Raw genomic sequence first — 23542 nt, 5'->3', positions numbered from 1 at the left:
CGGATCGGCTCGGAAATGAAACAACCAGTGCAGAGGTCTAGTGCATCGTGAGCGATGCGTAAGGGGGAATTGATGACCAAAACCGAACCACGAACGCCGATCGAGGCGCGACAGAACCCGGCAGGCCGACCACGACACCTGTTTCGAGCCCTCCTGAGCGCCCTGCGACCACGTTTGATGTGCCGGTTGTGCTGGCGCCTTACCGGGGTAATCTTCCTGCTTGCCACCCTGATCCTGGCGCCGTTCTATTTCAGCGCCCAAGCGCCCAGCCTGGCGCTGTTCGCCTCGCTGATCCTGCTGCTGACGGTGGTGATCATGCTCAGTTTGCAACTGGTGTTGCTCGAGCCGGTGTTGGTGTTGCGCAAACGGGTTCATCGCGCGATCGCCGATCCCAAGCCGATCCCGGATCGGGTGCGCGCCGGGCATTGGCCGCATGAGCTGGGGGATCTTGCCACCGATCTCGATCAACTGCTGGAGGCGGTGAGTGGGCATCTGACGTCGCTCGCCCGGTTCCCGGATGAGAACAGCCAGCCGGTGTTGCGCGTCGATGCCGAGGGGCGCCTGCTCTATGCCAACAAGGCGAGCGCGCCCCTGCTCGGCTTTTGGCACATTGCCATCGGCGATGTCCTGCCGCAGTCCTGGCCCGATGTGATCCGCCGGGTGCGCGCCGAGCACAAGACCCAGTCGGTGGATCTGAAACTGCCCTCGAGCTGGCTGAATCTGACCCTGGTGCCGCTGCCCGAGGCTGAGGTGGTGAATCTCTACGCGATCGATATCACCGAGCGCAAGGCCTACGAGGAGACGCTGCGCCATCAGCGCAACTATGATCAGCTCACCGAACTGCCCAACCTGGCGCTGTTCCAGGATCGTCTCCAGCAAAGCCTGGTCGAGGCCGACAAGGATCAGCAGCGTTTGGCGGTGATGATCCTGGGCTTGCGCGATTTCTCCACCATCAATGGGCTCGCCGGGCACGAGGCCGGTGATCAGGTGCTGTGCGAGGTCGGCAAGCGTCTACAGGCGCGGCTGTCGCCAAGCATGACCCTGGCGCGCATCGGTGGCGATCTCTTCGGCATCCTGGTCCCAGACTGCACGAGCGTCAGCCAGGTTGCCGAGTTTGCCGACGCCCTGCTCGCCACGCTGTCGCCGCCGTTCCTGGTCGGTGATCAGGTCTTGCATTGCGGGGCCCGCATCGGCATCGCGCTCTATCCAGAGGATGGCGCTGATTATTCGGTTCTGCTCTCGCATGCCGATCTCGCCTTGAACAGCGCCGGGCGTGGCACTGATCAATGCGTGCATTTCTTCGTCGCCGGTCTCAACCAGAAAGTCCAACAGCGCACGCAGCGCATTCGCCAGCTCGACGAGGCGATCACGGATGGGCAGTTGGAAGTCTGGTACCAACCGCAGATCAGTGCCACCTCTGGCGAGATCGAGGGCGCCGAGGCGCTGGTGCGTTGGCGCCATCCGCGCGAAGGGTTGATCTCGCCGGCGGAATTCATCCCCCTGGCCGAGGAAACCGGGCTGGTGTTGCCCCTGGGCGAAACGGTGTTGGAGCAGGCGTGTCAGCAGGTCGCCGATTGGCGCTCGGCTGGGCGCGGGCAGTTGCGTATGGCGGTCAATCTCTCGGCGCGGCAGTTGACCGATCCACAGTTGTTGGACAAGGTCATCGCGGTCCTGGAACGCCATCGATTGCCGGCGGCGGCCTTGGAGCTGGAGATCACCGAAAGCGCCGTGATGGCCGATACCGCGCAGGCAATCGCGGTGATGCGCCGATTCGTCGACTTGGGGGTGCGTCTGGCCCTGGATGATTTCGGCACCGGCTATTCGTCGCTGTCCTATCTCAAGCAATTGCCGCTGCATAAGATCAAGATCGATCGTGCTTTTGTTCGCGCCTTGCCCGATGACGCGCAAGACTTGGCGCTGTGCCGGGCGGTTGTGCAGATCGGCTCGAGCATGGGCATGCGCGTCCTCGCCGAGGGCTGCGAGACTCAGGCCCATGTCGACTGCTTGGTTGACTTGGGCGTCGATGCCCTGCAGGGCTATTACTACGGTAAGCCGGTGCCGGCCCAAGACTTCCCGGCCGCCGTGGCCGGCGCCGGTTTGCCGAAGAGATAGCCTTGAAAGGCGCGGCATCCATGCTCGATCAGGAACCGGTGTTGGGCTTCGGTTTCGACGCCTTCGGCAATCACCGATAGCCCTAGCTTCGGAGCTAACGCGAGGATGGCCCGCACGATCGCGGCATCGTTGACGTCCGTGGTCACGTCGGCGACGAAGGAGCGGTCGATTTTCAGTTCGTCGAGTGGCAGGCGCTTGAGGTAGGCCAGCGAGGAGTAACCGGTGCCGAAGTCGTCCAAGGCGAAGCGCAGCCCCAGCGCGCGTAGTGCCGCCATCTTGGTGATGGTTTCCTCGACATCCTGCAGTAGTAGGCTTTCGGTCAGCTCCAGTTTGAGCCGATGTGGATCAACAGCGTAACGCTGCAATGCGGTTTGAACCCGCTCGACAAATCGCGGGTCGAGAAACTGGCGCGCGCTGATGTTGATCGCGATCGAAGTGGCGGGCACCTGTTTGTGGGCCGGCCAGTGGGCGAGCTGAGCGCAGGCCGTTTCGAGCACCCAGGCGCCGAGATCGAGGATCAAGCCCGAGGTCTCGGCGAGATGAATGAACACGTCCGGCGTTAATAGGCCGCGTTGCGGATGATGCCAGCGCAGCAGCGCTTCGGCGCCGAGCACGCGGCCGGTCTCGTCGACCTGGGGCTGATAGTAGAGCAGCAGCTGTCCGTGACGCAGTCCCTCATGCAACTGCCCTTCCAGACTGGTGCGCAGCTCCAAGGCGGTCTGCATCTCCGGGTCGAAGAAGCGCAGCTGGTTGCGGCCGGCATTCTTGGATTGGTACATAGCCAAGTCGGCACGTTTCAGCAGTTCTTCGACGCTCGACTGGGGTGCATCGATCAGGGTGGCGCCGATACTGGGGGTGCTGTGGTGGAGGTGTGTCCCAAGCTGATAGGGTTGGCTCAGGGTCTGCCACACCTTGAGGCCGATTTGGCGTGCTTGCGCGACAGCCTGAGCGGACTCGCGACTCAGGTCATCGAGAACGATGACGAATTCATCGCCACCGAGTCGGGCAACCGTATCGCTGGCGCGCATGCAGGTCTGCAAGCGCTGCGCGACCTCGATGAGCAGAAGGTCGCCGACATCATGCCCAAGGCTGTCATTGAGGTCCTTGAAGTGGTCGAGGTCGATGAACAGGAGCGCGCCGTAGCTGCCATTGCGCTTGATGGTTGCCAGAACCTGTCCGAGGCGGTCCAACAACAGCCGGCGATTCGGCAGACCGGTCAGGGCATCGTAGAACGCGAGCTGCTCGATCCGGTCCTCGAAGGCCTTGCGCTCGGTGATGTCCTGATTGAGCACCACTGCCCCCGCGATCTGTCCATTGCCGTCGTGGATCGGTACCGCTGAGTTGAGGATGATCTTGCGCGTGCCGTCGAGGCATTCGATCTCGAGCTCTTCGTTGAGCTGGGTCTCGCCGTGCGTGATGGCGCGCATTGCCGAGCGTTCTTGCGCGACCAAGGCGCGGTGATGCTTGTGCGGGTGCGGGGCATAGGCCTTATGGTCGTCGAACTGCTCCGGGCCGGCGAACTTGGCTTCGCTCCAAATGCGCTGGGCCCTCGCATTACGAAAGGTCATCTTGCCGGCGGCGTCAAGGAACCAGACACCAATGGGCAGATTCTCGACGATGGTTTTGAGCCGCTGTTCACTGACGCGCAGGGCCTCCTCGGCTTGCTTCCGGGCGCTCAGATCGGTGGCGACGACGCAGAAAGCGCCTTGCTTCTCGGCGACTGGGAGTTCGGTGAACGAGAGATGGCAGGGCAAAGTGGTGCCCCGCGCGTCAATCAATGCCATTTCCAAGCGTTGCTGCGGACGTGGCGAGCGGGTGTGCAGCCAGTCTTGATAGCGTGGTCGATCAGCCGCCGCGATGTGTTCGGCGAGTGCGCTGCCGATTAGGTTCTCACGAGCGATGCCCAGCATTGCCGCCAGGCGCCGATTGGCGAAGTAGATACGTCCGTTGGCGGTCAGGGTCATGGCGCCTTCCCCCATCTCTTCGACCAGGAGCCGATAGTCGTGCTCGGCGCGTTTGAGTGTAAACACCTGCTCGCCGCGCTTGTCGGAGACCAGCAAGGCATCGATCTGCCCACCGCGGATGGCCTCGAGCACCGCCTCGGCCTCGGCGAGGCGCGCGCGCAGGATCTCGATCTCGGTGGTTGGATCGATGGATGGATCAGTCGGGGTGGCGGTCGGACTCATGGGCACATGATCGGGCAGCCCGGAGGCCGTGGCTGCGCCTAGGCCTCGAGCTGGAGGAGAGAGGGTGTCGGCCGCTAACTGTCGCCAAGGGGAGGCGCTGGACGCAGGTCGAGTCCGATGAGCGCGCGTTCGGTATCGGAGAGGTCTCCGATGAGCTTGCGGATCGGCAATGGCAGCCGGCGGACCACGGTTGGAATGGCCAGTATCTGGTCACCCTGGGCTAGTTGCGGCTGTTCGAGCAGATCGATGACTTCAATCTGATAACGGCCAGCCAAGTGGGCCTCGCATAGGGCCTGCAGATTGGCGAACGCGGCGATGGATTTGGGCGTCTGGCCGGCAATGTAGAGGCGCAGGATCCATTGCTCCTCGGAGTCGGATGACGCATTCATCAGGATGGGGACTCCTTCGATGGGACCGCGTCGGCTTGCCGTGACGACGCCATCGATGCCTGGACCTCGTGTGATTGGGCCTCGCGTCGCTGTTCGCGCTCGATCAAGGCGAGTGTCTCTGCCTCGTGGGCCTGAAATTCCTGTTGCAGAGAGGCGATCTGCGCCTCGAGCAAGGCGCGGCGTTGTTCGAGCTGGCGTTGGCGGCGCTCGATTTCCTGCTGTCGTTCCAGGCGCTCGGCCTGTTCGGCGGATTCTTGCGCGATGCGTGCCGAGCCAGTCAGCACTCCGCTCGGACCGACGTAGACATCGCGCAGCTTAATGCCCTGTCCGGTGATCAAGAACTCTCGGGTCTGGTTGGAATGCGCCATGCCGCGCGATTTCAGAATGCTGAGGATGCGGTTACGCTCGCCGCCCGTATCAACGGCCATGAGCAACAGCCAGGTGTCGATGAGGGAGGAAATCGCCGAATCGGTGGCATCGACGGAGGCGCCACCCGAGGTCAGATTGGTGAACAGCCCGGTGATCTGGCGATGCTTGAGGAAGTCGATCAAGCGCGTCAGCATCGCCTTGACCTCGAGTTGATTGCTGCCGGCGATGAAGCTGTTGATCGGATCCAGGATCACCACCGAGGGTTGAAACCGCTCGACGGCGCGATGGATCATCGTCAGATGCATCTCCAGGCCGGCCAAGGTGGGGCGCGCGGCCTGAAAGCGCAGCCGATCCTGTTCCACCCATTGGCCTAGATCGAGGCCGACGGAACCGATGTTACGGATGATCTGCGATTGCGACTCCTCGAACGCGAAATACAGCACGCGCTCGCCTCGACGACAGGTGGCATCGGCAAAATGTCCCGACAGGCTCGACTTGCCGGTGCCGGCGGTACCGGAGACGAGCACGCTGCTGCCGCGATAATAGCCCGCGTCCCCGAGCATGGTGTCGAGTCGGGGGATGCCGCTGGAGATGCGCTCGCAGCTGACGGCCTGATCCAATCCGACCGAGGTGATGGGCAGCACCGAGATGCCGTCTTCGTCGATCAGGAAGGGATAATCATTGGTGCCGTGGCTGGAGCCGCGGTATTTCAACACCCGCAAGCGCCGTGTCCAGACCAGGTCGCGCTCCTGGTGATCGAGCGTGAGGACGCAGTCCGAGACATACTCTTCAAGACCTTGGCGCGTGAGCTGACCGTCTCCGCGCTCCGCAGTGATGATCGCGGTGACGCCCTTCTCCTTGAGCCAGCGGAACAGGCGCCGCAGCTCCGCGCGCAAGATGGAAGGGTTGGACAGCCCGGTGAATAGGGTCTCGATGGTGTCGAGCACCACGCGTTTGGCGCCGATGGCATCGATGGCGTAGCCAAGCCGGATGAACAGGCCGCTGAGATCAAAATCGCCGGTCTCACCGAGGTCGCTGCGCTCGATGGCGACGAAATCGAGCGCGAGTAGCCCCTGGGCGCTGAGGTCGTCGAGGTCGAAGCCCAGGGAGGCGACGTTCTGGGTCAGTTCGGTGGCCGTCTCCTCGAAGGCAATGAAGACGCCTGGCTCCTCGAACTCGGTGGCGCCCCGGACCAGGAACTCCATCGAAAAGAGAGTTTTGCCGCAGCCTGCTCCGCCGCAGATCAGGGTGGGTCTGCCGCGGGGGAGACCCCCCAGGGTGATCTCGTCGAGTCCCGGGATGCCGGTTGGGGCTTTGGGAAGGGTTGGTTGTACTGTGCTCACGCGCGCTTTATATTCAATGTTGCTTGATCAGTATTGCTTGCTCTAAAGCCCATCTCCCATCATTTTAACGGAAGTGCGGTTTCCAGGTGTCGTGAACGTGGTCGTTGCAGGACAGCAAAGGCTTTTGCTGGGCGCGCCGCGCTGGCTCAACGCAGCGAGGCCGCGAGCTTGAGGATGCCAGGGGCGTCGATGTGGCCCTGGTGGCCATAGCCTAAGGCGCAAGCGGACGACAGGTGTCAGGTTGCCGACGATGCGGTATGGCCAGGTCATCATAGGTCATTGGGCAGTTGACGGGGGCTCTATGTTCCATTGGCGTTGGCCGTATTATCGGGCGGGTTTGCTCGCGGATGTTGGCGCCCGTGCGAGCGCCGATGCGAACGCTCACGCGCAGGCCGATGCCGGGGCAGCGGATGGCGAAGCGGCGCGCCACTTCCCGATCGCGCCGCCGTCGCTGCTTGGACTGGCGCGCGCGTCCTTCGTCGAATGGCGCTATTTTTCGGTGCTCTCGCAGGCCTTTCACGGCATCGTCGGTCTTGCCCTGGTCAATCCCGATCGTCGCTTTGCGCGCATCGCCGAAGGTGGGCTGCTGCTGATCGTCGCCGGGGTGATCGATCGCCGGCCCTTGCCGAGAACGGCGGCCGCTGGCGCCGAGGCGGATGCCGGCTCTCGGGCTGGCGCTCACGCCGATACCGGGACTGACGCCGGCACTGGCCCGCCCTTCGCGGACGATGTCGCCGAGCTGTGCTGGATGCATCTGATCGCACCCGCGTCCTGCCAGTTCGACCAGCCCGGCGGGTCGTCATTGACGACGGCTAACCTGCGCGCTGGCGACGCGCATTGCCACCTCGAGCTGGCGCAGGCGGATGCGGCTCGGGCCGAGCTTCACATCGAGGCCGGCGCCGGGCTCAAGGTGCATCTGTCGCATGTCGGTCTGCCGGACACCGTCTTGCCCAGCGCGCTCGATGCCGGCCTCGACGGCTGGCTCGGACGCGCGCTCGGCGCGCATTGGCAGGTCCAATGCGCCTCACCGGTGGCGCGCGCGGACGGCGAGCTGATACTTCAGCCCGGCCTGCTGAGCGGGCTCGCACACGGGCCCGGGGGTGATCAGCCCTCCTATGCCTCGGCGGCCTTGCGCGCGCGTCTTCGAGCGGGCGATGTGCGCGTCGCCTGGCAGGGGGCCGATGGTTACGCGGAACATAGCTTCGGGATTCGCCCGCTGCCGTTGCAGGGCTGGGAGTTTCTCTTCGTGCCCAAGGCCGAGACCGGCGAGGCGCTGGTGCTGCAGACCTATCCGGGCAGTCAAGCATTGCGCTATCTCGAGGTCTGCTGGCAACAGGATGGCAAGGCCCGCAAGCATCGCTTCGGGGCCGAGGCGCTGCGGTTGGAGTGGGTGGAGCAGGTGTTCGATCCGGTCTTGGGCGTGCGCCGGCCACTGCGACGGCGCATCGAAGCCGAAGCCGATGGGCTGCGGTTGACCTTGGAGAATCGCGTGCTGCACCACATTGCGCTGCTGCGTCGCGAGCGCTTCGCGGTGCGGCATTTCTTCATCAGCGAGGAGATCGGGGTCGCCGATTGGCGCCTGAGCGATGACTCCGGTCGGGTGCTCGCCGAGGTGCACGGACAGCCCTGTGGCGGCGAGCTGGCTCATCGGCGCTGGCGGGTGCCGCGCTGTGCGTGCTGATCGACCTGATCAGCGCCAGCAGGTCATCGTCGTCGGCGCCGGTCCCGCCGGCAGTGCGACGGCCTATCATCTCGCGCGCGCCGGCGTTTCGACCCTGTTGATCGACAAATCGGCGTTTCCGCGCGACAAGGTCTGCGGCGATTGCCTGAGTCCGCGCGCTCAGCAGGCGCTCGCGGAGCTGGAATGCTTGGACGCAGTGGTCGCCGAGGCCCATCAGGCGACCCGGATTCACTTTCGCGCGCCCGGTGGTGCCGAGGCCGAGACGGCGATCAGCGGCGAGGGCGCGCTGCCAAACCGAACCCTGGTGTTGCCGCGCCGGCGCTTCGATCATCTGCTCCAGCAGCAGGCGCTCGCGGCCGGGGCGCGGTTCCGCGTCGGGCATGTGCGTGCCCTGTGCCCGAGCGGCGGTGTCGAACTCGAGGGCGAGAGGCTGTCGGCGCGGCTCGTGGTCATCGCGACCGGCGCCGCGCTGTCGCTGATCAAGCACACGCCGCTGGCGCCGAGCGGCCCGGTGCACAGCATCGCGGCACGCTGTTACTTGCCGGCGATGCCGCCGCCGGGGCCGGATCTGCGCTTTTTCTTCGATCATCTGCCCTTGCCCGGGTATGCCTGGCTGTTCCCGACCGGGCCGAACAGCGCCAATCTCGGCTACTGGTATAGCGGCGCTGAGGGCGTGAGTGCGACCGCGCAGTTGTCACGACTCTTGGCTGAACATCCCACGCTGTCCCAGCTCAGCGCCAATGGCCAGGCGGCGAGCGCCATCGCCGGCTATCCGATCCGCAGTGATTTCCTGCGCGCCCCGACGCGCGCCGATGGCCTGCTCGCGGTGGGCGAGGCGGCCGGCTTGGTCAATCCGTTCACCGGCGAGGGCATCGACTACGCGCTGGAATCGGCGCCACTGGCGGCCGCCTCGATCCTCGGCGCGCTGCGCCAGGCACCGGCCGAGGGACCGCTGCTAGCGGCGGCACTCGCCGGCTATTCAGGCAGCCTGCGAGAGCGCTTTCGATCGTTGTTCCTGCTCATGCAGTTGGCTCAGCGCCATGCCTTCACGCCCTGGGTGTTCGATCGGCTGTTCGGACGCGGCGCCCAGGGGCAGCGCTTGGTCGATACCCTGATCCAGGTCTGTTTTGGCGCCGCGCCGCCACGGCGGGTACTGGCTCCGGTCGAATGGCTCCGGCTCCTGACCTCGCGGCCGGCGTCAGTGCGGCGCGATGGCTGACAGGATGGTGAAGATACCCGAGGGTTCAGGTAGCCTTTGAGGCTCAAAAGCTTACGCGAGATTCTTAGTCATTATGGCGATTGATCAAGGCGCGCGACTATAAAGCGCGGGTGGCGCTTGGGCGGTGTCATAAAATCGTCATGAGATTGTCACTATACAACAACACTTCAGGTTGAAAATACGAGGCTCGATTCACCCGCTGATGGAGTCTCTCCATGAAGAAATCTGTACTTGCCGTTGCTGTTTTAGGTGCGCTCTCTATGTCGTCGCAAGCGATGGCCCGCGACACCATCTACATTGTCGGCTCTTCGACCGTGTTCCCGTTTGCGACCACCGTCGCGGAGCGGTTCGGCAACACTACCGAATTCCCGACGCCAAAGATCGAGTCGACCGGCTCGGGCGGTGGCATGAAGCTGTTCTGCGCGGGCGTCGGCGTTCAGCAACCCGACATCACCAATGCCTCGCGTCGGATGAAGGTCTCGGAGTTCGAAAAGTGCCAGGAGAACGGCGTCGAGGAGATCACCGAGGTCACGATCGGCTACGACGGCATCGCCATCGCCAACTCGAAGAAGGCACCGCAGCTGGAGCTGTCGCTGCGCGACGTCTGGCTGGCGCTGGCCAAGGATGTGCCGAACCCAGAGGGCGGCGAGGAGCTGGTCCCGAACCCCTATGAGACCTGGAAGGAGGTCAATCCTGAGCTGCCCGATGTTGCCATCGAGGTGCTCGGCCCACCGCCGACCTCTGGCACCCGTGACGCCTTCGCCGAGATCGCGATGGAAGGGGGCTGCAAGACCTTCGATTGGATCGCCGACATCAAGGGCGAGGACAAGTCGAAGTACAAGTCGATCTGCCGCACCGTGCGCGAAGATGGCGCCTATGTTGAGGCCGGCGAGAACGATAATCTGATCGTGCAGAAGCTCGACCGGAACGCCGATGCACTCGGCATCTTCGGCTTCAGCTTCCTGGATCAGAACACCGACAAGCTGCAGGGCACCATCATCGATGGTGTCGAGCCGACCTTCGACAACATCGCCAGTGGCGACTATCCGGTGTCGCGCTCGCTCTTCTTCTATGTCAAGAACGCCCATGTCGGTACCATTCCTGGCATTCTAGAGTATGTGACCGCCTTTACCAGCGAGAACGCTTGGGGACCGGATGGCTACCTGGTTGATAAGGGTCTGATCCCGCTGCCGGAAGACATGCGTGAGAAGGTTGCCAAGTCTGCGCAGGCCTTGGAGCCGATGTCGAGCCCTAAGTAAAGGTTGGCTCGATGCCCTGATGTCGTCTCCAGGCGGCATCGCAGCTGATGAACGCCGGTGGCCCGCAAGGGCTGCCGGCGTCTTGCTTGATCCTAGTTTTGTCTTTTGTTAAAGAACACTCGCCGCTATGAGCCCCACGCTGTTGTTGTTCGTTGTCCTGGCCGCCATGGCGCTGGCCTATCACCTCGGGCGTAAACGCGCCATTCGCGTGGTTGGCGGCGTTTCCCAGATCAATCGCCTGCATTCTCTGCCCGCCTATTACGGTTACTACGCGGCGCTTTGGGCCGGTCTGCCGGCGCTGCTGCTGCTGTTGTTCTGGATCGGGCTGCAGGAGCAGATCCTGACCGCGCTGACCGTCGCCGAGCTGCCGCCGGAGGTGACCGCAGACCTCTCGGAGGGTCGGCTCAGCCTGCTGATCAGCGACATCCGCAGTGTCGCCACCGGCAATATCTCCTCGGGCGAGATCAGCCCCGAGGTCGCCGCCGCCGCCGAGCACTATCACCGTCTCGAAGGCATCGCCGACCTCGCGCTCTGGGGGCTGATCGCGGCCTTGGTCCTGGCCGGCACGGCCTGGGGCTGGCAACACGCCAAACCCAGCTTTCGCGCCCGCAATCGGGTCGAGTCGATCATGATGCTGGTGCTGATCCTGTTCTCATCGATCGCGATCCTGACCACGCTCGGCATCGTCCTGTCGGTGCTGTTCGAGTCGATCCGTTTCTTCCAGAAGGTGCCTTGGACCGAGTTCCTGTTCGGCACCAAATGGAGCCCGCAGATCGCGCTGCGTGCCGAGCAGGTTGGCGCCTCGGGGGCCTTCGGCGCCATCCCGCTGTTCACCGGCACCTTGTTGATCTCCTTTATCGCCATGCTGCTGGCGGTGCCGATTGGGCTGCTCTCGGCGGTCTATCTGGCCGAGTACGCGCCGCGCAAGGTGCGTTCTTGGGCCAAGCCGGTGCTCGAGATCCTGGCCGGCATCCCGACCGTGGTCTATGGCTTCTTCGCCGCGCTGACCGTGGCGCCCTTCTTGCGCGGATTCGGCGAGAGCGTCGGACTCGATATCGCCTCCCAGAGCGCGCTCGCGGCGGGTCTGGTAATGGGCATCATGATCATCCCGTTCGTCTCCTCGCTCTCCGAAGACGTGATCAATTCCGTGCCCCAGGCGATGCGCGACGGCTCTTATGCACTCGGCGCCACGCAGTCCGAGACCATCCGCCGGGTGATCTTCCCGGCCGCGCTGCCGGGCATCGTCGGCGGCGTGCTGCTGGCGGTCTCGCGCGCCATCGGCGAGACCATGATCGTGGTGATGGCCGCTGGCCTGGCCGCGAATCTGACCGCGAACCCTTTAGAGAGCGTCACCACCGTGACGGTGCAGATCGTCACCCTGCTCACCGGGGATCAGGAGTTCGACAGCGCCAAGACCCTGGCCGCCTTCGCGCTCGGGCTCACGCTCTTTGTTGTCACGCTCATTCTCAATGTCATCGCACTGCACATCGTGCGTAAATACCGTGAACAGTATGACTAATCCAACCACTGCCAGCGGCCCCGCCCGCAGCCCGAAAGAGATCGTCGAGGCCAGCCTCAAGCGTCGCTATGCCGCCGAGCGCCGCTTCCGGCTGCTTGGCGCCAGCGGCGTGGTGCTGGGGCTCAGCTTCGTGCTGATCCTCTTCGTGAGCATCATCAGCGAGGGCTACACCGCCTTCTTTCAGTCCTATGTCGAGCTGCCGGTGGCCTTCGAGGCCGAGGCGATCGATCCGAATGGGACGCTGCGTGACGGAGTGCTCGATGAGACCGAGGTCGCGCGTCAGCTCAGAGCCGTGAACTTCAGGAAGCTCGCCCGTGATGCCTTGCGCGCCGAGTTTCCGCAGGTCACCGGTCGCACCGAGCGGCGCAACCTGGATGCGCTGTTGAGTCCGGGCGCGCCGCTGCAACTGCGGCGCATGGTGACCGATGATCCGAGCGTGATCGGCACCGAGCAGTCGGTGCGTCTGCTCGTCGATGACGATGTCGACATGTTCATGAAAGGCCGCTCGACGCCGATCGTGCGCTCGCAGGGCGCTGGTACGCTGAAGCTCGAAGGCCGCATGGGCGAGCGCGGTGACGAGGTGAGGATCGAGGGCAGTGACAGCGCCCTGCTGCCCATCCTTGAGCAGGCACGCCAGCGTCTCAACGACGTGGCCGATGAGCTCGAGCGCCAGCAAGGACTGGCGCGGAGTGATCGCGACCTGCGGGCCACTCAGCTCGAGCGATCCGATCTCCTGGCAGAGCAGGCCGACGAGTTCGCGCGTGAGATCGCCCGCAACGAGCGCGATATCGAGCGCTTGGAGACTCGGATCCAGGCCCTGCGCGAGGAGGCCACGGGCAGCGATGAGCTGGTGCTGAGTGCCGATGCGCCGAGCTTCCTGCTGCGCATCAACGACGGCCTGATCAAGCTGGTGGCCCTGGAGGCGGATCGCGCCCGCGGTAAGGTGCTGGTGCCACCGGCCTCAGAGGCGCCGGCCGAGTCGGGCACCTGGCACATCATCGAGCTGACCACCCCCGAGGATGCGCGCCGTCTCAGTGATCAGCAGCTCGCCTGGGTGCTGCAGTTGCAGCACGACGGGCTGCTCAGCAAGCGCTTCAATCTGCTCTTCTTCAGCAACGGGACCTCGCGCGAGCCCGAACTCGCCGGTATCGGCGGCGCCGTGGTGGGCTCATTCTACACCTTGGTGCTGACACTGCTGTTCTCGTTCCCGATCGCGGTGGGCGCGGCGCTGTACCTGGAGGAGTTCGCGCCGAAGAATCGCATCACCGACCTGATCGAGGTGAATATCAACAACCTCGCCGCCGTGCCCTCGATCGTCTTCGGTCTGCTGGGACTGGCGGTCTTCATCAACTTCTTCGGGGTGCCGCGCTCGACACCACTAGTGGCGGCGATGGTACTGACCTTGATGACGCTGCCGACCATCATCATCGCCAGCCGCGCGGCGCTGAAATCGGTGCCGCCCTCGATCCGCGAGGCCGCGCTCGGGGTCGGCGCCTCGCCCTTGCAGACCAGGATGCACCATGTGCTGCCCCTGGCGCTGCCGGGGATGATGACCGGCACCATTATCGGCATGGCGCAGGCCCTTGGGGAGAGCGCGCCCTTGTTGATGATCGGCATGATCGCCTTCATCGTCGACGTGCCGCAAGGATTCACTGATGCGGCGACGGTCCTGCCGGTGCAGATCTTCCTCTGGGCCGATAGTCCCGAGCGTGGCTTCGTCGAACGCACTTCGGCCGCGATCATGGTGCTGCTGGCCTTCCTGATCCTGATGAACCTGACCGCCGTGCTGCTGCGCCGGCGCTTCGAGCGGCGTTGGTAATGATCATTGCCCGGCACAGTATCCGCCTGCTCCGCGACAGTTGCTATGTCCCTGCAGTGCGCTGCGGGCAGAGAGCACCCTATGACGAACCAGAGTGATGATTCAAAAATCTCATCGACCATCTTCAGAGTATCCAATGAACGCGAGCGCCGAAGCCATAGCAGCGAAACCCAGTACAGTGACTGCCGATAAACTGGGCCAAGATCAGTCCACCGCAACCACTGTCGGTGAGATTACCTCGGCGAATCCCCGCATGCGGTGTCGGGAGGTCAATGTCTGGTACGACGACAATCACGCGATCAAGGACGTCAGCCTCGATATCGGGCAGAACGAGGTCATCTCGATGATCGGCCCCTCGGGGTGTGGCAAGTCGACCTTTCTGCGCTGCCTGAACCGGATGAACGACACCATCTCGACAGCGCGGGTGGAGGGCTCGATCCAGCTCGACGACCAAGAGATCCAGGACAAAAGCATCGATGTGGTGCCGCTTCGTGCTCGGGTCGGCATGGTATTCCAGAAGCCAAATCCGTTCCCGAAGTCGATCTACGAGAACATCGCCTACGGCCCCCGTATCCATGGTCTGACCAACAGTCGCGCCGAGCTTGATGAGCTGGTCGAGACCAGCCTGCAACGCGCGGGCCTGTGGAAAGAGGTCAAGGATCGGCTCGATGCGTCCGGTACCAGTCTCTCCGGCGGTCAGCAGCAGCGCCTCTGTATCGCTCGCACCCTCTCGGTCTCACCCGAGGTGATCCTGATGGACGAGCCCTGCTCGGCCCTAGACCCGATCGCGACCGCGATCATCGAGGAGCTGATCGATGAGCTGCGCGCGCAGTACACGATTGCCATCGTCACGCACTCGATGCAGCAAGCGGCGCGTGTCTCTCAACGCACCGCCTACTTCCATCTCGGCGATCTCGTCGAGGTCGGCACCACCGATGACATCTTCAATCAGCCGCAGCACAAGCTGACCGAGGACTACATTACTGGTCGCTTCGGCTAAGGTGTCGAAGCCCCGGCATGGCCGGGGCCATCGGTTTCAGCTCTGGATAAGAGCGGTGAGTCGCGGTGGTGATTAGGCGCGTCGCCAGTTGCTCAGGCTATCGATGAGCAGCTCGCGGTTGCGGAAACGCACATCCTCACCCGTGATCACATAGGCCACCTGCTCGGCGATATTGTTGGCGTGATTGCCCGTTCGCTCGAGCGCATGGGTAATCGTCAGCAGGCCGGCGAAGTGGTCGCCACTCAGTCCTGCGGCGGGATCGAAGAGGGCGGTGCGCAACTGTTCGCTGGCGTCATTGAGCCGTGAGTCGGCTTGGAAGACGGCGATCGCCTTGTCGAGATCAGCCTCGACGAGACCGGCAACGGCCCCCTGTAGCAGTTCACAGTCAATATCCATCAGCCTGCGCATGGGTTCGAGGGCCTGCTCGGGCACAAGGGGTGTCCTCTCGGCCTCGAGCAGCTTCAGGGTGTGCTTGGCGATGCGCTTGGCCTTGTCGCCCGCGCGTTCTAGATCGCCGACGATGCGAGCCGTTGCCAAGACCAGCCGCAGGTCGATTGCTGTTGGCTGGCGCTTGGCGATGACCCGAAACACCTCTTCATCGGCGGCGAGGCTCTGGGCGTCGATCTCCGGGTCGCGGTTGATGACGGCACTTGCGTTGCTATGACTGCTCTGTGTGAGTGCTTCGGCCGCGGTACGCGTTTGTTGCACCACCGAGGCGCCCATCTCGACAACCAAGCTGCGAAGATGGGCCAATTCGAGGTCGTAGGCACTTACGATGTGATGGTGATCGTCATGCGGCTGCATCGCTTCTAGTCTCTGGTGTCGGGCAAGGGTGAGTGATTGAATTTTCGCATAGAAGCGCTTGGTTGGGGGGCTTCTCTCTGCCCCGGCGCTGCCGATTGGCCGGCAGCCAGGGCGCGCTGGAGCGCTCGACTCACTCGTCCTCAGTCGGCGCCGACGGGAGCAGTTGGTTATCGTTCGGATCGGTAACCAGCGGTGCGACCGGGGGTGAAACCGGAGGCTCGATCTGGGACGGGTCCTCCTCGTGCAGTACCGTCCGGTTGAGGGCATTGAAGGCCCCGTCCAATGAAGGCTCCATCGAAACCCGATAGCCAACGTTGGTAATGAAGCGCACCAGTTGCGGGATGTTCGCGCCAGTCTGAGCCTTCAGGAAGACACCTTGGATATAGGTGATCACGCCATCGATCGGCATCACGATGAGACGGCCCCGCTGTGCTTGCGCGCCGCGCCGGTTCCAGAGTGCGAATTCCTGGGTGACGACCGGATCCTGCTTCAAGAAGCCATCCGCCTGCGCGGGACCATAGACGAGTGAGCCGCGGGGGAAGCTGTAGGCCATGATGCGGCCATAGTTTTCACCGTCGTTTCCGACCACCAACAGGGCGCGCATGTTGTTCTTGTCCTTGGGGGTCATCGGGGCGAGCAGGCTGAACTCGAACCGGTCCGGATCGAGAAGATTGATCGTCACATAGTAGGGCGTCATGACATGGAGTTCGTGCTCCCATTGCACCTCGGAAAACTCCCAGAGATCTTCCTGTTTGAAGAAGATGCCGGGGTTGGTCTGGTGATACCGGCTGTAGACATCGAGCTGGATTTTGAACAGGCGTTTCGGATAACGCACATGCTGCTTTAGCTCCTCCGGCATCTCGTCGAAATCCTTGAGCAAGCCGGGATAGGCGCGGGCATAGGCGCGAATGATCGGATCATCGGGCTCGGTGATGTAGTAGTTGACACTGCCGTCATAGGCGTCGACCACCACCTTGGCCGCATTGCGGATGTAATTGAAGTGGCGGCTTTTGCCATCGACGTCGGCGGTCGTCGAGAATGCATAGGGGAACCAAGAGGACAGGGTGTAGGTATCCTGAATCCAGTACACCCGCTCGGAGGTCACGACCGGATAGGGGTGGGGGTCGAGATGCAGAAAGGGCGTCAAGCGCGCGATCCGCTCGGTAATATTGCGCCGAAATAGGAGGCGGCTGTCCTCGTTGGTTTGGTTGGTGAGGAGCAGGTTCACCTCGCGAAAATAGAGCGCGAAGATGGCGCGTCGGAACAAGCTCGAAAAACCAACGCCGCCCTTGCCCTCATAGTCCGACAAGACCAGTTCGTCATCGCTGGCGTAATCGATCTCGCCGCTCTCGTTCGGCGCGATCACTGGCGAGGCGTGTCCAGTGCCGTAATAGATGCCCGGCTGCTCGATGGCGAGATCAGAATTTGAGCGCGGCGGGATGCCTTGCATCAGCCAGTCGATCGGGCCGGCCTGGATTTGCGTCGTGGGCGCAATCACGGCCCCGTAACCGTGGGTATATTTCATCCATTCATTGACCCAATTACGGGATTCGGCCGGTAGTTTGTCGAGATCGATCTCGCGTGCGGCGACCGCGACCTGCTGGTAATGGTCGTTCACCGTATAGCGGTCAACGTCCACCGTGTTGAAGATGTAGTAAGCGCGAATCTCCTGGAGTTCTTTGAAGACCTGGCGCAGCAGGGCTTCATCCCAGATCGGGATATTGACCAGGGTCTTCGTGAAGTCGGTGGCGCCGGTATCCCAGGGGATGTCCTGCACCGGGTATTGCCGGGTTTCGACATCTTGTAGGTCGTAGGCCGCGAGTGTCGCTTGGATATTCTGCTTGATATAGGGTGCCTGCAGATCGAGTTCGTTGGGCTTGACGACGTATTTCTGGAGCTGTTCCGGGACGTACGACGAATAACGGAAGGATAGGGTGCCCACGAACAGGATCGCGATGGCAAACAGTGCGAGCAGGCCCTTGCGCGTTTCGAGATACAGGATGGCCAAGGCGCCCAGGATCAGGAACAGGATCAAACAGGCCCAGATCAGCGCTAGGATGAAGGTCATCTCCACATGGCCAGGGCCGGAAAAGATCGGCACATGCGCATCGCTGTAGAGCAGCATCTGGCGATCCATGACGAAATACCAGGCGCCGACCAGGACCACGAAACCCATGGCGAGCCCTAGGTGAATGCGTGCGCCAATGCGCATCCTTCGGCGGTTTCCCGCCACCATCTGCTGTTCAAGCCAATAGAGGGAGGCCAGGCCGACGAGCAAGATCAGCGAGGCCGCGAGCAGCTCATGCCAGATCAAGGAGAACAGCGGCAGCGAGAACAGGTAGTAGCTGATGTCCTTGCCAAAAGCGGGGTCGGTCAGACCGCTGTTGGGCGCGAAGAAGAACAGCAGCGCCTGCTCCCAGTGCGAGAACACCGGCAGCGCGACCAAGAGGGCGAGGCCCAGGCACAGCGGCAGGTAGAACCACAGCGAACCGCGCTGGAACTGATCATACAACCGTTGGTACTTGGACCTGGGTCTTGCGCCCGCGCCGAGCGCCGTTGGATCATCGGGCGTTGAGCCATGTTCGAGGTCGTGATGGGCTGGGGTTTCCGCGCCCAAATAGCGTGATCCGATCCAGAAGTTGAGGAAGAACAGTAGGAAGAAGAACAGGGTGAAGACCAGGAAGATGAGCGATTGGTAGAGCACCCGCGCCCAGAAGTACAGGCCATAGTCGAGGGCGTTAAACCACCAGAGGTCAACGACGAAGGCGTTGAAATAGAAGACGGCGAAGAGGAGTCCGGCGGCGGCGAGAACGACGCCCAAGATGATCAGTAGAGGTTTCCAGGACATCGACGGTTGTCTCCGTATGCTGAGGGCCCCGCGTGGGGTGAGCGATGCCAACCTGCGCCTTCCAGCCTGCTGATGGGGCTCGAACCAGCGGGCTCCATGTTGAGCATGATACGCGTCGCGATTCTCGCCTGTCAGGCGCCTCTGGCAGGGCGCGAGCGCTCGATTAGCCGGGGCTTTCGCGGACCCAGTCACGCGCCTGAGCTGGCCCCGGCACCCCACCGGAGTGCACGACGACGCCATCGACGACGACGCCAGGCGTGGATATCACACCATAGCCCATGATCGCGGCGATATCGGTGACCTTCTCCAGCTCGATCTCGACACCGGCCTCCGCCGCAGCTTGGTTGATGACCTTGGCGGTGATCTCGCAATTGCGGCAGCCGGAGCCCAGGACTTTAATCTGTTTCATGATGGGTTTACCTCGTTGGCGGGTTGGGACACGAGCGTAAGGATACGGTCACACACTTCCTGCGTCTGCAGCGTGCCGGCGTTCCGTTCTATTGGATTGTCTCACCCGAGAGGGTGCGGCATCGGCGGCGGCGTCGGTGAATGAACCGTCGTCATTCGGGTTATTCCGGCTCCAGCCCCTGGGACTGCTCCAAATAGCGGAAGAAGTCGGAGTCTGCTCGCAGCATCAAGGTGCTGTTGGCGCCGAGGGCCTGGTAGCTCTCCAGGGTGCGGAAGAAGGAGAAGAACTCGGGGTCGGCATTGAAGGCGACACCATAAATGCGCGTCGCCTCGGCATCCGCGTTACCGCGGATCTCCTCGGCCTCGGCGGCATTTACTTGATCCATCATAACGAAGAACTGCGGCATTCAGGTGACCACACACTGATGCCTAGGATTCAGGATCTTAAGTGATCACATTGAAGGTCCAACCGACCATTACGAAGGACACCCCGAGCACGCCGGCGAACAGCGCTAGCGCATGCCAACGGATGACCTTGCGCAGGATCAGCATCTCCGGCACCGAGAGCGCGGCGATGCTCATCATCAACGCCAGCACGGTACCGACCGCGACACCTTTGCCGAGCATGGCCTCGGCCACTGGAATCACGCCAGTCGCGTTGGAATACAGCGGGATGCCGACTAGCACCGCACCGGGCACCGCCAGCCACTGACCATCACCCAGGTTCTCGACCACCCATTGCTCCGGCACGAAGCCGTGGAAGAGGGCGCCGACGCCGATGCCGATGAACACCCACATCCAGATCCGGCGCAGGATCTCACGCACCTCGGCGACGGCGAAGCGATGCCGACCCCGCAGGCTGGTATCCGGGCGCTGAGCCGCGGCATCGCCCATGTGGATCTTCCAGACGTAGTCCTCGACCCAGCGCTCGGGCTTGAAGCCCTGCATGATGATGCCGCCGAACCAGGCGACGATCAGCCCGGCGGCGATGTAGAGCAGCGCCAGCTTCCAGCCGAGGATGCCGATCAGCAGCACCGCCGCTACCTCATTGATCATCGGCGAGGCGATCAGGAACGAGAAGGTCACCCCAAGCGGGATGCCGGCCTCGACGAAGCCGATGAACAGCGGCACCGAGGAGCAGGAGCAGAACGGCGTCATCGCCCCCAGACCGACAGCCATGCCGCGCGCCTGCCAGTCCGGCCGCCCGCGCACGAACTCGCGTACCCGCTCCGGCGAGACCAACGCGCGCAGCAGGCCCATGAGATAGATGATGATGACCAAGAGCGCGAAGATCTTCGCCACGTCCATGACGAAGAACTGTAGCGCCGTACCGGCGGCGGAATCGGGTCTCAGGCCGATGAGCGAATAGGCGATCAGGTCGCCGAGCCAAGCGAAGGGATCAGGCATGGAGGGGTTCCAGAAAGGGTGGTGTCGCCTACCACAATGCGTGGCGACATGACATCTGACGCCAAGACTAACAGATATGGAATTCCATATGCTTGAGTCGGACTCTCTTTCAAACGCCCCCAGGCCTAGGTAGACATGGCTTCCATGAGCGGTGTCGAAGCGGCCAGTTGCCCGACGATGGCGGGCTCAGCGCGCACCCGAGCCACCATGCCGATGGCAACGTCAGTCTGCGCGGGAAGGCCTGCCTCGAACACGCGCCGACCCGTCTCCGGGTCGAGGGCCGGCCAGGCGCGCGTCAGCCTGAGTTCGAGGGGGCTACCCGAGACGCCGTCGAAGCGGGCCTGCAGCCTTTGGCCGAGGACTAGGGCCTGTGCCTGCGATCCGTCGACGGAGAAGCGCAGCACCAGGCTGTTCGGATCGAAGAGTTCGAACAATAGCGTCCGCGCCGCGACCTCGCGTCCTTCGACGCGGGCATGCGCGCGCGCGATCGAGCCATCCCAAGGCGCCTGGATGCTGTGCTCGGCGGTGTCGGCCTGGGTCGGCACGATGCGCAGCAGGACCTGTCCGGCGCTGACCGCGTCGCCCTCACGCGCCGAGCAGCCCTGAACCCGACCGGAGATCGGCGCATAGAGTTCAGCCAGCCGCGTCGGCTCGACGACGCCATCGGCGTCGACCAGGTTGGGTTGGTGCGGCAGTGCCGCTGGACGGGCGGCTGCCTGCGCAGCTTGGGAACCGCGCGGCAGCCAGAGCGAGAGCAGGGCGGCGGCGAGCACGAAGCCGGTCGACCACCAGAGGCAGCCCGCGAGCCCCTGGGTCTGGTAGATCAGGCCCGAGAGCACGGTGCCGGCGAGCCGACCACCGGCATTGGCCATGTAATAGAAGCCAACGTTGAGCGCGACCTTGTCGGCATCGGCATAGGCCAGGATCAGGTAGGAGTGCACGGCGGAGTTGATGGCGAAGACGATGCCGAACAGCATCAGTCCGCCGATCAACACAGCGCCCTGAATCTCGGCCGGCGTGGCCGCCGCGAGCCAGCCGAAGTCCGCGCCGGTGACATCGGTCAGCGTCGTCACCAATGCCGGCGCGAGCCCTGGCCCCTGTGTCATGCCCAGCGCGATGCCGGCCGGGATCAGCGCTAGCACCAGCGCACCGAGCAGGGCCGTGCGCCCGCCGGGGCCCTGTCCATGCGTGTTCGAGCGGATCAGGGCCGGGGCGCCCGCCTGGACGACGCCGTAGCCGATGACCCAGAGCGCGAGGAAGGCGCCGACAGCGGTGTACTCCCAGCCGAGTACGTCGTAGAGGAAGACCGGCAGCGCGACCACGAACCAGATATCGCGGGCACCGAACAGGAAGAAGCGCGCCCCCGAGAGCCAGTTGATCGCCGGGGTATTGGAGAACACCTGGGTGAACTTGGCTTTCTCCTTGAGCTTGCCGACCCCGGAGGGCAGCAGAGCGATGGTGATGACCATCACCAGGAACAGCGCGCCAGCGAGGATGAAGAGTGCGTTGCGGAAGCCGAACGCCTGCAGCAGCGCGGCGCCGACGAAGAACCCGGCGCCCTTGAGCGCATTCTTGGAGCCAGTGAGCACGGCGACGTACTTGAACAGCTTCGACTCGCCGGCCGCACCGTCACCGGTCAGGGTCTTGACCGTGGCCTTGGCCGACATCTTGTTCAAATCCTTGGCGATGCCGGACAGCGCCTGGGCGGCCATCACATAGACGACGCCGAGCCAGGCATCCGGCACGGTGAGCATCATCAGCGCGAACACCTGCAGGCCCATGCCGATGTGCATGGTGAGATTGAGCCCGATGCGCGCACCGAGCCAGCCGCCGACCAGGTTGGTGATGACGCCGAAGACCTCGTAGAAGAGGAACAGCATCGCCACCTCGAACGGCGAGTAGCCGAGCTGGTGGAAGTAGAGCACCACGAGCATGCGGATGGCGCCATCGGTGATGGTGAAGGCCCAGTAGCCGGCGGTGACCGTCAGATAGTTGCGGGTGTTCTTGTCCATGCGCGTGCGGCCGCTAGAGCGCGTCGGCGACCATCTCGGCGATGTCGATCATCCGATTCACATAGCCCCATTCGTTGTCGTACCAGGCGTAGAGCTTCACCTGGGTGTCGTCGATGACCATGGTCGAGAGGGCGTCGATGATCGAGGAGCGCGGGTCGTTGAGGTAATCGACCGAGACGAGTGGGCGCTCTTCATAGCCGAGGATGCCGGCCAGCTCGCCCTCGGCGGCGGTCTTGAGCAGGGCGTTGATCTCCTCGGCGGTGACCTTGCGCGCGGCCTCGAAGACGAAATCGGTGAGCGAGGCGTTGAGCAGCGGCACGCGCACGGCGTGACCGTTGAGCTTGCCGGTCAGCTCGGGGAAGATCTTGGTGATCGCTTTGGCGCTGCCGGTGGTGGTCGGGATCAGCGATTCGCCGCAGGCGCGGGCACGGCGCAGGTCTTTGTGGCCGAGGTCGACGATGCGCTGGGTATTGGTGATGTTGTGGATGGTGGTCATGCAGCCGTGATCGATGCCGACCTGCTCGTGCATGACCTTGACCACCGGCGCCAGGCAGTTGGTGGTGCAGGAGGCGGCGGTGAGCAGGCGATGCTCGGCCGGATCATAGCGGTCGTGATTGACACCGTAGACGATGTCGAGCGCGCCTTGGGTCGGCGCGGCGACGATCACGGTCTTGACGCCCTGGTCGAAGTAGCCGGCGAGCCGTTCGGGCTGTTTGTGGTGCTTGCCGGTGGCCTCGAAGACGATGTCGCAGTCGGACCAGTCGCCCTCGGCGATGGTCTTGTGCTGGCTGTAGGCGAGCGTTTGCTCGTCGATGACAAGCTGCTCGCCCGTGCCACCAGTGCTCGCCGTCGTGCCGTTGCAGGCGTGGTCCCAGCGCCCGTGCACCGAGTCGAACTGCAGCAAGTGGGCCGAGCCTGCGGCGTCGCAGGCGATCTCGTTGATGCGGGTGAAGGTCAGGTCCGAGCCAGTGCCTGGACCGGCTGCGCGATTCATGGCGGCGCGCAGGGCGAGCCTGCCCATGCGACCAAAGCCGTTGATGCCGATGCGGATGCTCAAGGGGCCCCTCCGAGGGTCGTGGTCTGTGATGCGAAGGCTAGTTCAACATATATGGATTACCAGATGTTTACGAAAGGATGACCGCTGATTGACGCCAGGACAACAGACTC

The 23542-nt window shown here is 63.5% G+C and carries 15 protein-coding genes and 3 pseudogenes; 8 read left to right on the top strand and 10 right to left on the bottom strand.

Annotated features, from left to right (window positions below):
- Nucleotides 1-186 precede the first annotated feature (186 nt).
- Complete coding sequence (locus CCR82_RS06680) at nt 187-2112, top strand: putative bifunctional diguanylate cyclase/phosphodiesterase (RefSeq protein WP_201244622.1); 1926 nt, start codon at nt 187-189, stop codon at nt 2110-2112.
- Here the strand turns inward: CCR82_RS06680 and CCR82_RS06675 are convergent.
- The 3 genes from CCR82_RS06675 to kaiC form a co-directional block, all read right to left on the bottom strand.
- The gene (locus tag CCR82_RS06675; RefSeq protein WP_201244621.1) at nt 2043-4298 is read right to left on the bottom strand and encodes a putative bifunctional diguanylate cyclase/phosphodiesterase; all 2256 of its coding nucleotides are present in this window, start codon (nt 4296-4298) and stop codon (nt 2043-2045) included. The two genes, CCR82_RS06680 and CCR82_RS06675, sit on opposite strands and share 70 nt — an antisense overlap.
- Before the next feature lie 74 nt (nt 4299-4372).
- Nucleotides 4373-4687, bottom strand: coding sequence for a circadian clock KaiB family protein (locus tag CCR82_RS06670; protein WP_201244620.1), 315 nt, complete (start codon nt 4685-4687; stop codon nt 4373-4375).
- Entirely contained in the window at nt 4687-6399 is a 1713-nt protein-coding gene (kaiC, locus tag CCR82_RS06665) for a circadian clock protein KaiC (RefSeq protein ID WP_201244619.1), read from the bottom strand. Before kaiC ends, CCR82_RS06670 begins: the two co-directional genes overlap by 1 nt.
- A 301-nt stretch (nt 6400-6700) precedes the next feature.
- On the opposite strand from kaiC, the gene CCR82_RS06660 reads away from it, so the two are divergent.
- The 7 genes and pseudogenes from CCR82_RS06660 to pstB all read left to right on the top strand — a co-directional run bounded on the left by CCR82_RS06660 (nt 6701) and on the right by pstB (nt 14896).
- A complete protein-coding gene (locus CCR82_RS06660; RefSeq protein ID WP_201244618.1) occupies nt 6701-8080 on the top strand; it encodes a hypothetical protein in 1380 nt (459 codons plus the stop codon).
- Nucleotides 8070-9299, top strand: coding sequence for a geranylgeranyl reductase family protein (locus tag CCR82_RS06655; protein ID WP_201244617.1), 1230 nt, complete (start codon nt 8070-8072; stop codon nt 9297-9299). Before CCR82_RS06660 ends, CCR82_RS06655 begins: the two co-directional genes overlap by 11 nt.
- A gap of 215 nt (nt 9300-9514) precedes the next feature.
- The gene (locus tag CCR82_RS06650; protein WP_201244616.1) at nt 9515-10558 is read left to right on the top strand and encodes a substrate-binding domain-containing protein; all 1044 of its coding nucleotides are present in this window, start codon (nt 9515-9517) and stop codon (nt 10556-10558) included.
- Nucleotides 10559-10685: 127 nt separating this feature from the next.
- The gene (gene pstC, locus CCR82_RS06645) at nt 10686-12077 is read left to right on the top strand and encodes a phosphate ABC transporter permease subunit PstC (RefSeq protein ID WP_201244615.1); all 1392 of its coding nucleotides are present in this window, start codon (nt 10686-10688) and stop codon (nt 12075-12077) included.
- Nucleotides 12028-12576 (top strand): annotated as a pseudogene (locus CCR82_RS18560) (DUF3333 domain-containing protein); the annotation flags it as partial. The gene pstC and the pseudogene CCR82_RS18560, both read left to right, overlap by 50 nt.
- Before the next feature lie 513 nt (nt 12577-13089).
- Nucleotides 13090-13896: pseudogene (pstA, locus tag CCR82_RS18555) on the top strand (phosphate ABC transporter permease PstA); the annotation flags it as partial.
- Nucleotides 13897-14032: 136 nt separating this feature from the next.
- The gene (gene pstB, locus CCR82_RS06635) at nt 14033-14896 is read left to right on the top strand and encodes a phosphate ABC transporter ATP-binding protein PstB (RefSeq protein ID WP_201244613.1); all 864 of its coding nucleotides are present in this window, start codon (nt 14033-14035) and stop codon (nt 14894-14896) included.
- 72 nt (nt 14897-14968) lie between these two features.
- Here the strand turns inward: pstB and phoU are convergent, their stop codons facing one another.
- The 7 genes and pseudogenes from phoU to CCR82_RS06600 all read right to left on the bottom strand — a co-directional run bounded on the left by phoU (nt 14969) and on the right by CCR82_RS06600 (nt 23432).
- Nucleotides 14969-15700, bottom strand: coding sequence for a phosphate signaling complex protein PhoU (gene phoU, locus CCR82_RS06630; protein WP_201244612.1), 732 nt, complete (start codon nt 15698-15700; stop codon nt 14969-14971).
- A 130-nt stretch (nt 15701-15830) separates the two neighbouring features.
- The gene (locus CCR82_RS06625) at nt 15831-18548 is read right to left on the bottom strand and encodes a UPF0182 family protein (RefSeq protein WP_201244611.1); all 2718 of its coding nucleotides are present in this window, start codon (nt 18546-18548) and stop codon (nt 15831-15833) included.
- 163 nt (nt 18549-18711) lie between these two features.
- Nucleotides 18712-18957 carry a thioredoxin family protein gene (locus CCR82_RS06620; protein ID WP_201244610.1) on the bottom strand — a complete coding sequence of 82 codons (246 nt, stop codon included), beginning with the start codon at nt 18955-18957 and terminating at the stop codon, nt 18712-18714.
- A gap of 160 nt (nt 18958-19117) precedes the next feature.
- Entirely contained in the window at nt 19118-19345 is a 228-nt protein-coding gene (locus CCR82_RS06615; protein WP_201244609.1) for a hypothetical protein, read from the bottom strand.
- Nucleotides 19346-19400: 55 nt separating this feature from the next.
- The gene (locus CCR82_RS06610) at nt 19401-20363 is read right to left on the bottom strand and encodes a permease (RefSeq protein WP_201244608.1); all 963 of its coding nucleotides are present in this window, start codon (nt 20361-20363) and stop codon (nt 19401-19403) included.
- 719 nt (nt 20364-21082) lie between these two features.
- Nucleotides 21083-22375: pseudogene (arsJ, locus tag CCR82_RS06605) on the bottom strand (organoarsenical effux MFS transporter ArsJ); the annotation flags it as partial.
- Nucleotides 22376-22388: 13 nt separating this feature from the next.
- A complete protein-coding gene (locus CCR82_RS06600; protein WP_201244606.1) occupies nt 22389-23432 on the bottom strand; it encodes an ArsJ-associated glyceraldehyde-3-phosphate dehydrogenase in 1044 nt (347 codons plus the stop codon).
- Nucleotides 23433-23542: the final 110 nt, after the last annotated feature.

The organism is Halochromatium salexigens, from assembly GCF_016653295.1.
GTDB classification, from domain to species: Bacteria; Pseudomonadota; Gammaproteobacteria; order Chromatiales; family Chromatiaceae; genus Lamprobacter; species Lamprobacter salexigens.
The sequence above is the reverse complement of the archived record's forward strand: the minus strand, read 5'-3'. Positions and strand labels throughout refer to the sequence as shown.

Bases quoted from the DNA above. Each gene is read 5' to 3' on its own strand.
- CCR82_RS06625 (WP_201244611.1), bottom strand. From the start codon at position 18,548: ATGTCCTGGAAACCTCTACTGATCATCTTGGGCGTCGTTCTCGCCGCC.
- CCR82_RS06620 (WP_201244610.1), bottom strand. From the start codon at position 18,957: ATGAAACAGATTAAAGTCCTGGGCTCCGGCTGCCGCAATTGCGAGATC.
- CCR82_RS06660 (WP_201244618.1), top strand. From the start codon at position 6,701: ATGTTCCATTGGCGTTGGCCGTATTATCGGGCGGGTTTGCTCGCGGAT.
- pstB (WP_201244613.1), top strand. From the start codon at position 14,033: ATGAACGCGAGCGCCGAAGCCATAGCAGCGAAACCCAGTACAGTGACT.
- phoU (WP_201244612.1), bottom strand. From the start codon at position 15,700: ATGCAGCCGCATGACGATCACCATCACATCGTAAGTGCCTACGACCTC.
- CCR82_RS06675 (WP_201244621.1), bottom strand. From the start codon at position 4,298: ATGAGTCCGACCGCCACCCCGACTGATCCATCCATCGATCCAACCACC.
- CCR82_RS06610 (WP_201244608.1), bottom strand. From the start codon at position 20,363: ATGCCTGATCCCTTCGCTTGGCTCGGCGACCTGATCGCCTATTCGCTC.
- pstC (WP_201244615.1), top strand. From the start codon at position 10,686: ATGAGCCCCACGCTGTTGTTGTTCGTTGTCCTGGCCGCCATGGCGCTG.
- CCR82_RS06650 (WP_201244616.1), top strand. From the start codon at position 9,515: ATGAAGAAATCTGTACTTGCCGTTGCTGTTTTAGGTGCGCTCTCTATG.
- CCR82_RS06670 (WP_201244620.1), bottom strand. From the start codon at position 4,687: ATGAATGCGTCATCCGACTCCGAGGAGCAATGGATCCTGCGCCTCTAC.
- CCR82_RS06615 (WP_201244609.1), bottom strand. From the start codon at position 19,345: ATGATGGATCAAGTAAATGCCGCCGAGGCCGAGGAGATCCGCGGTAAC.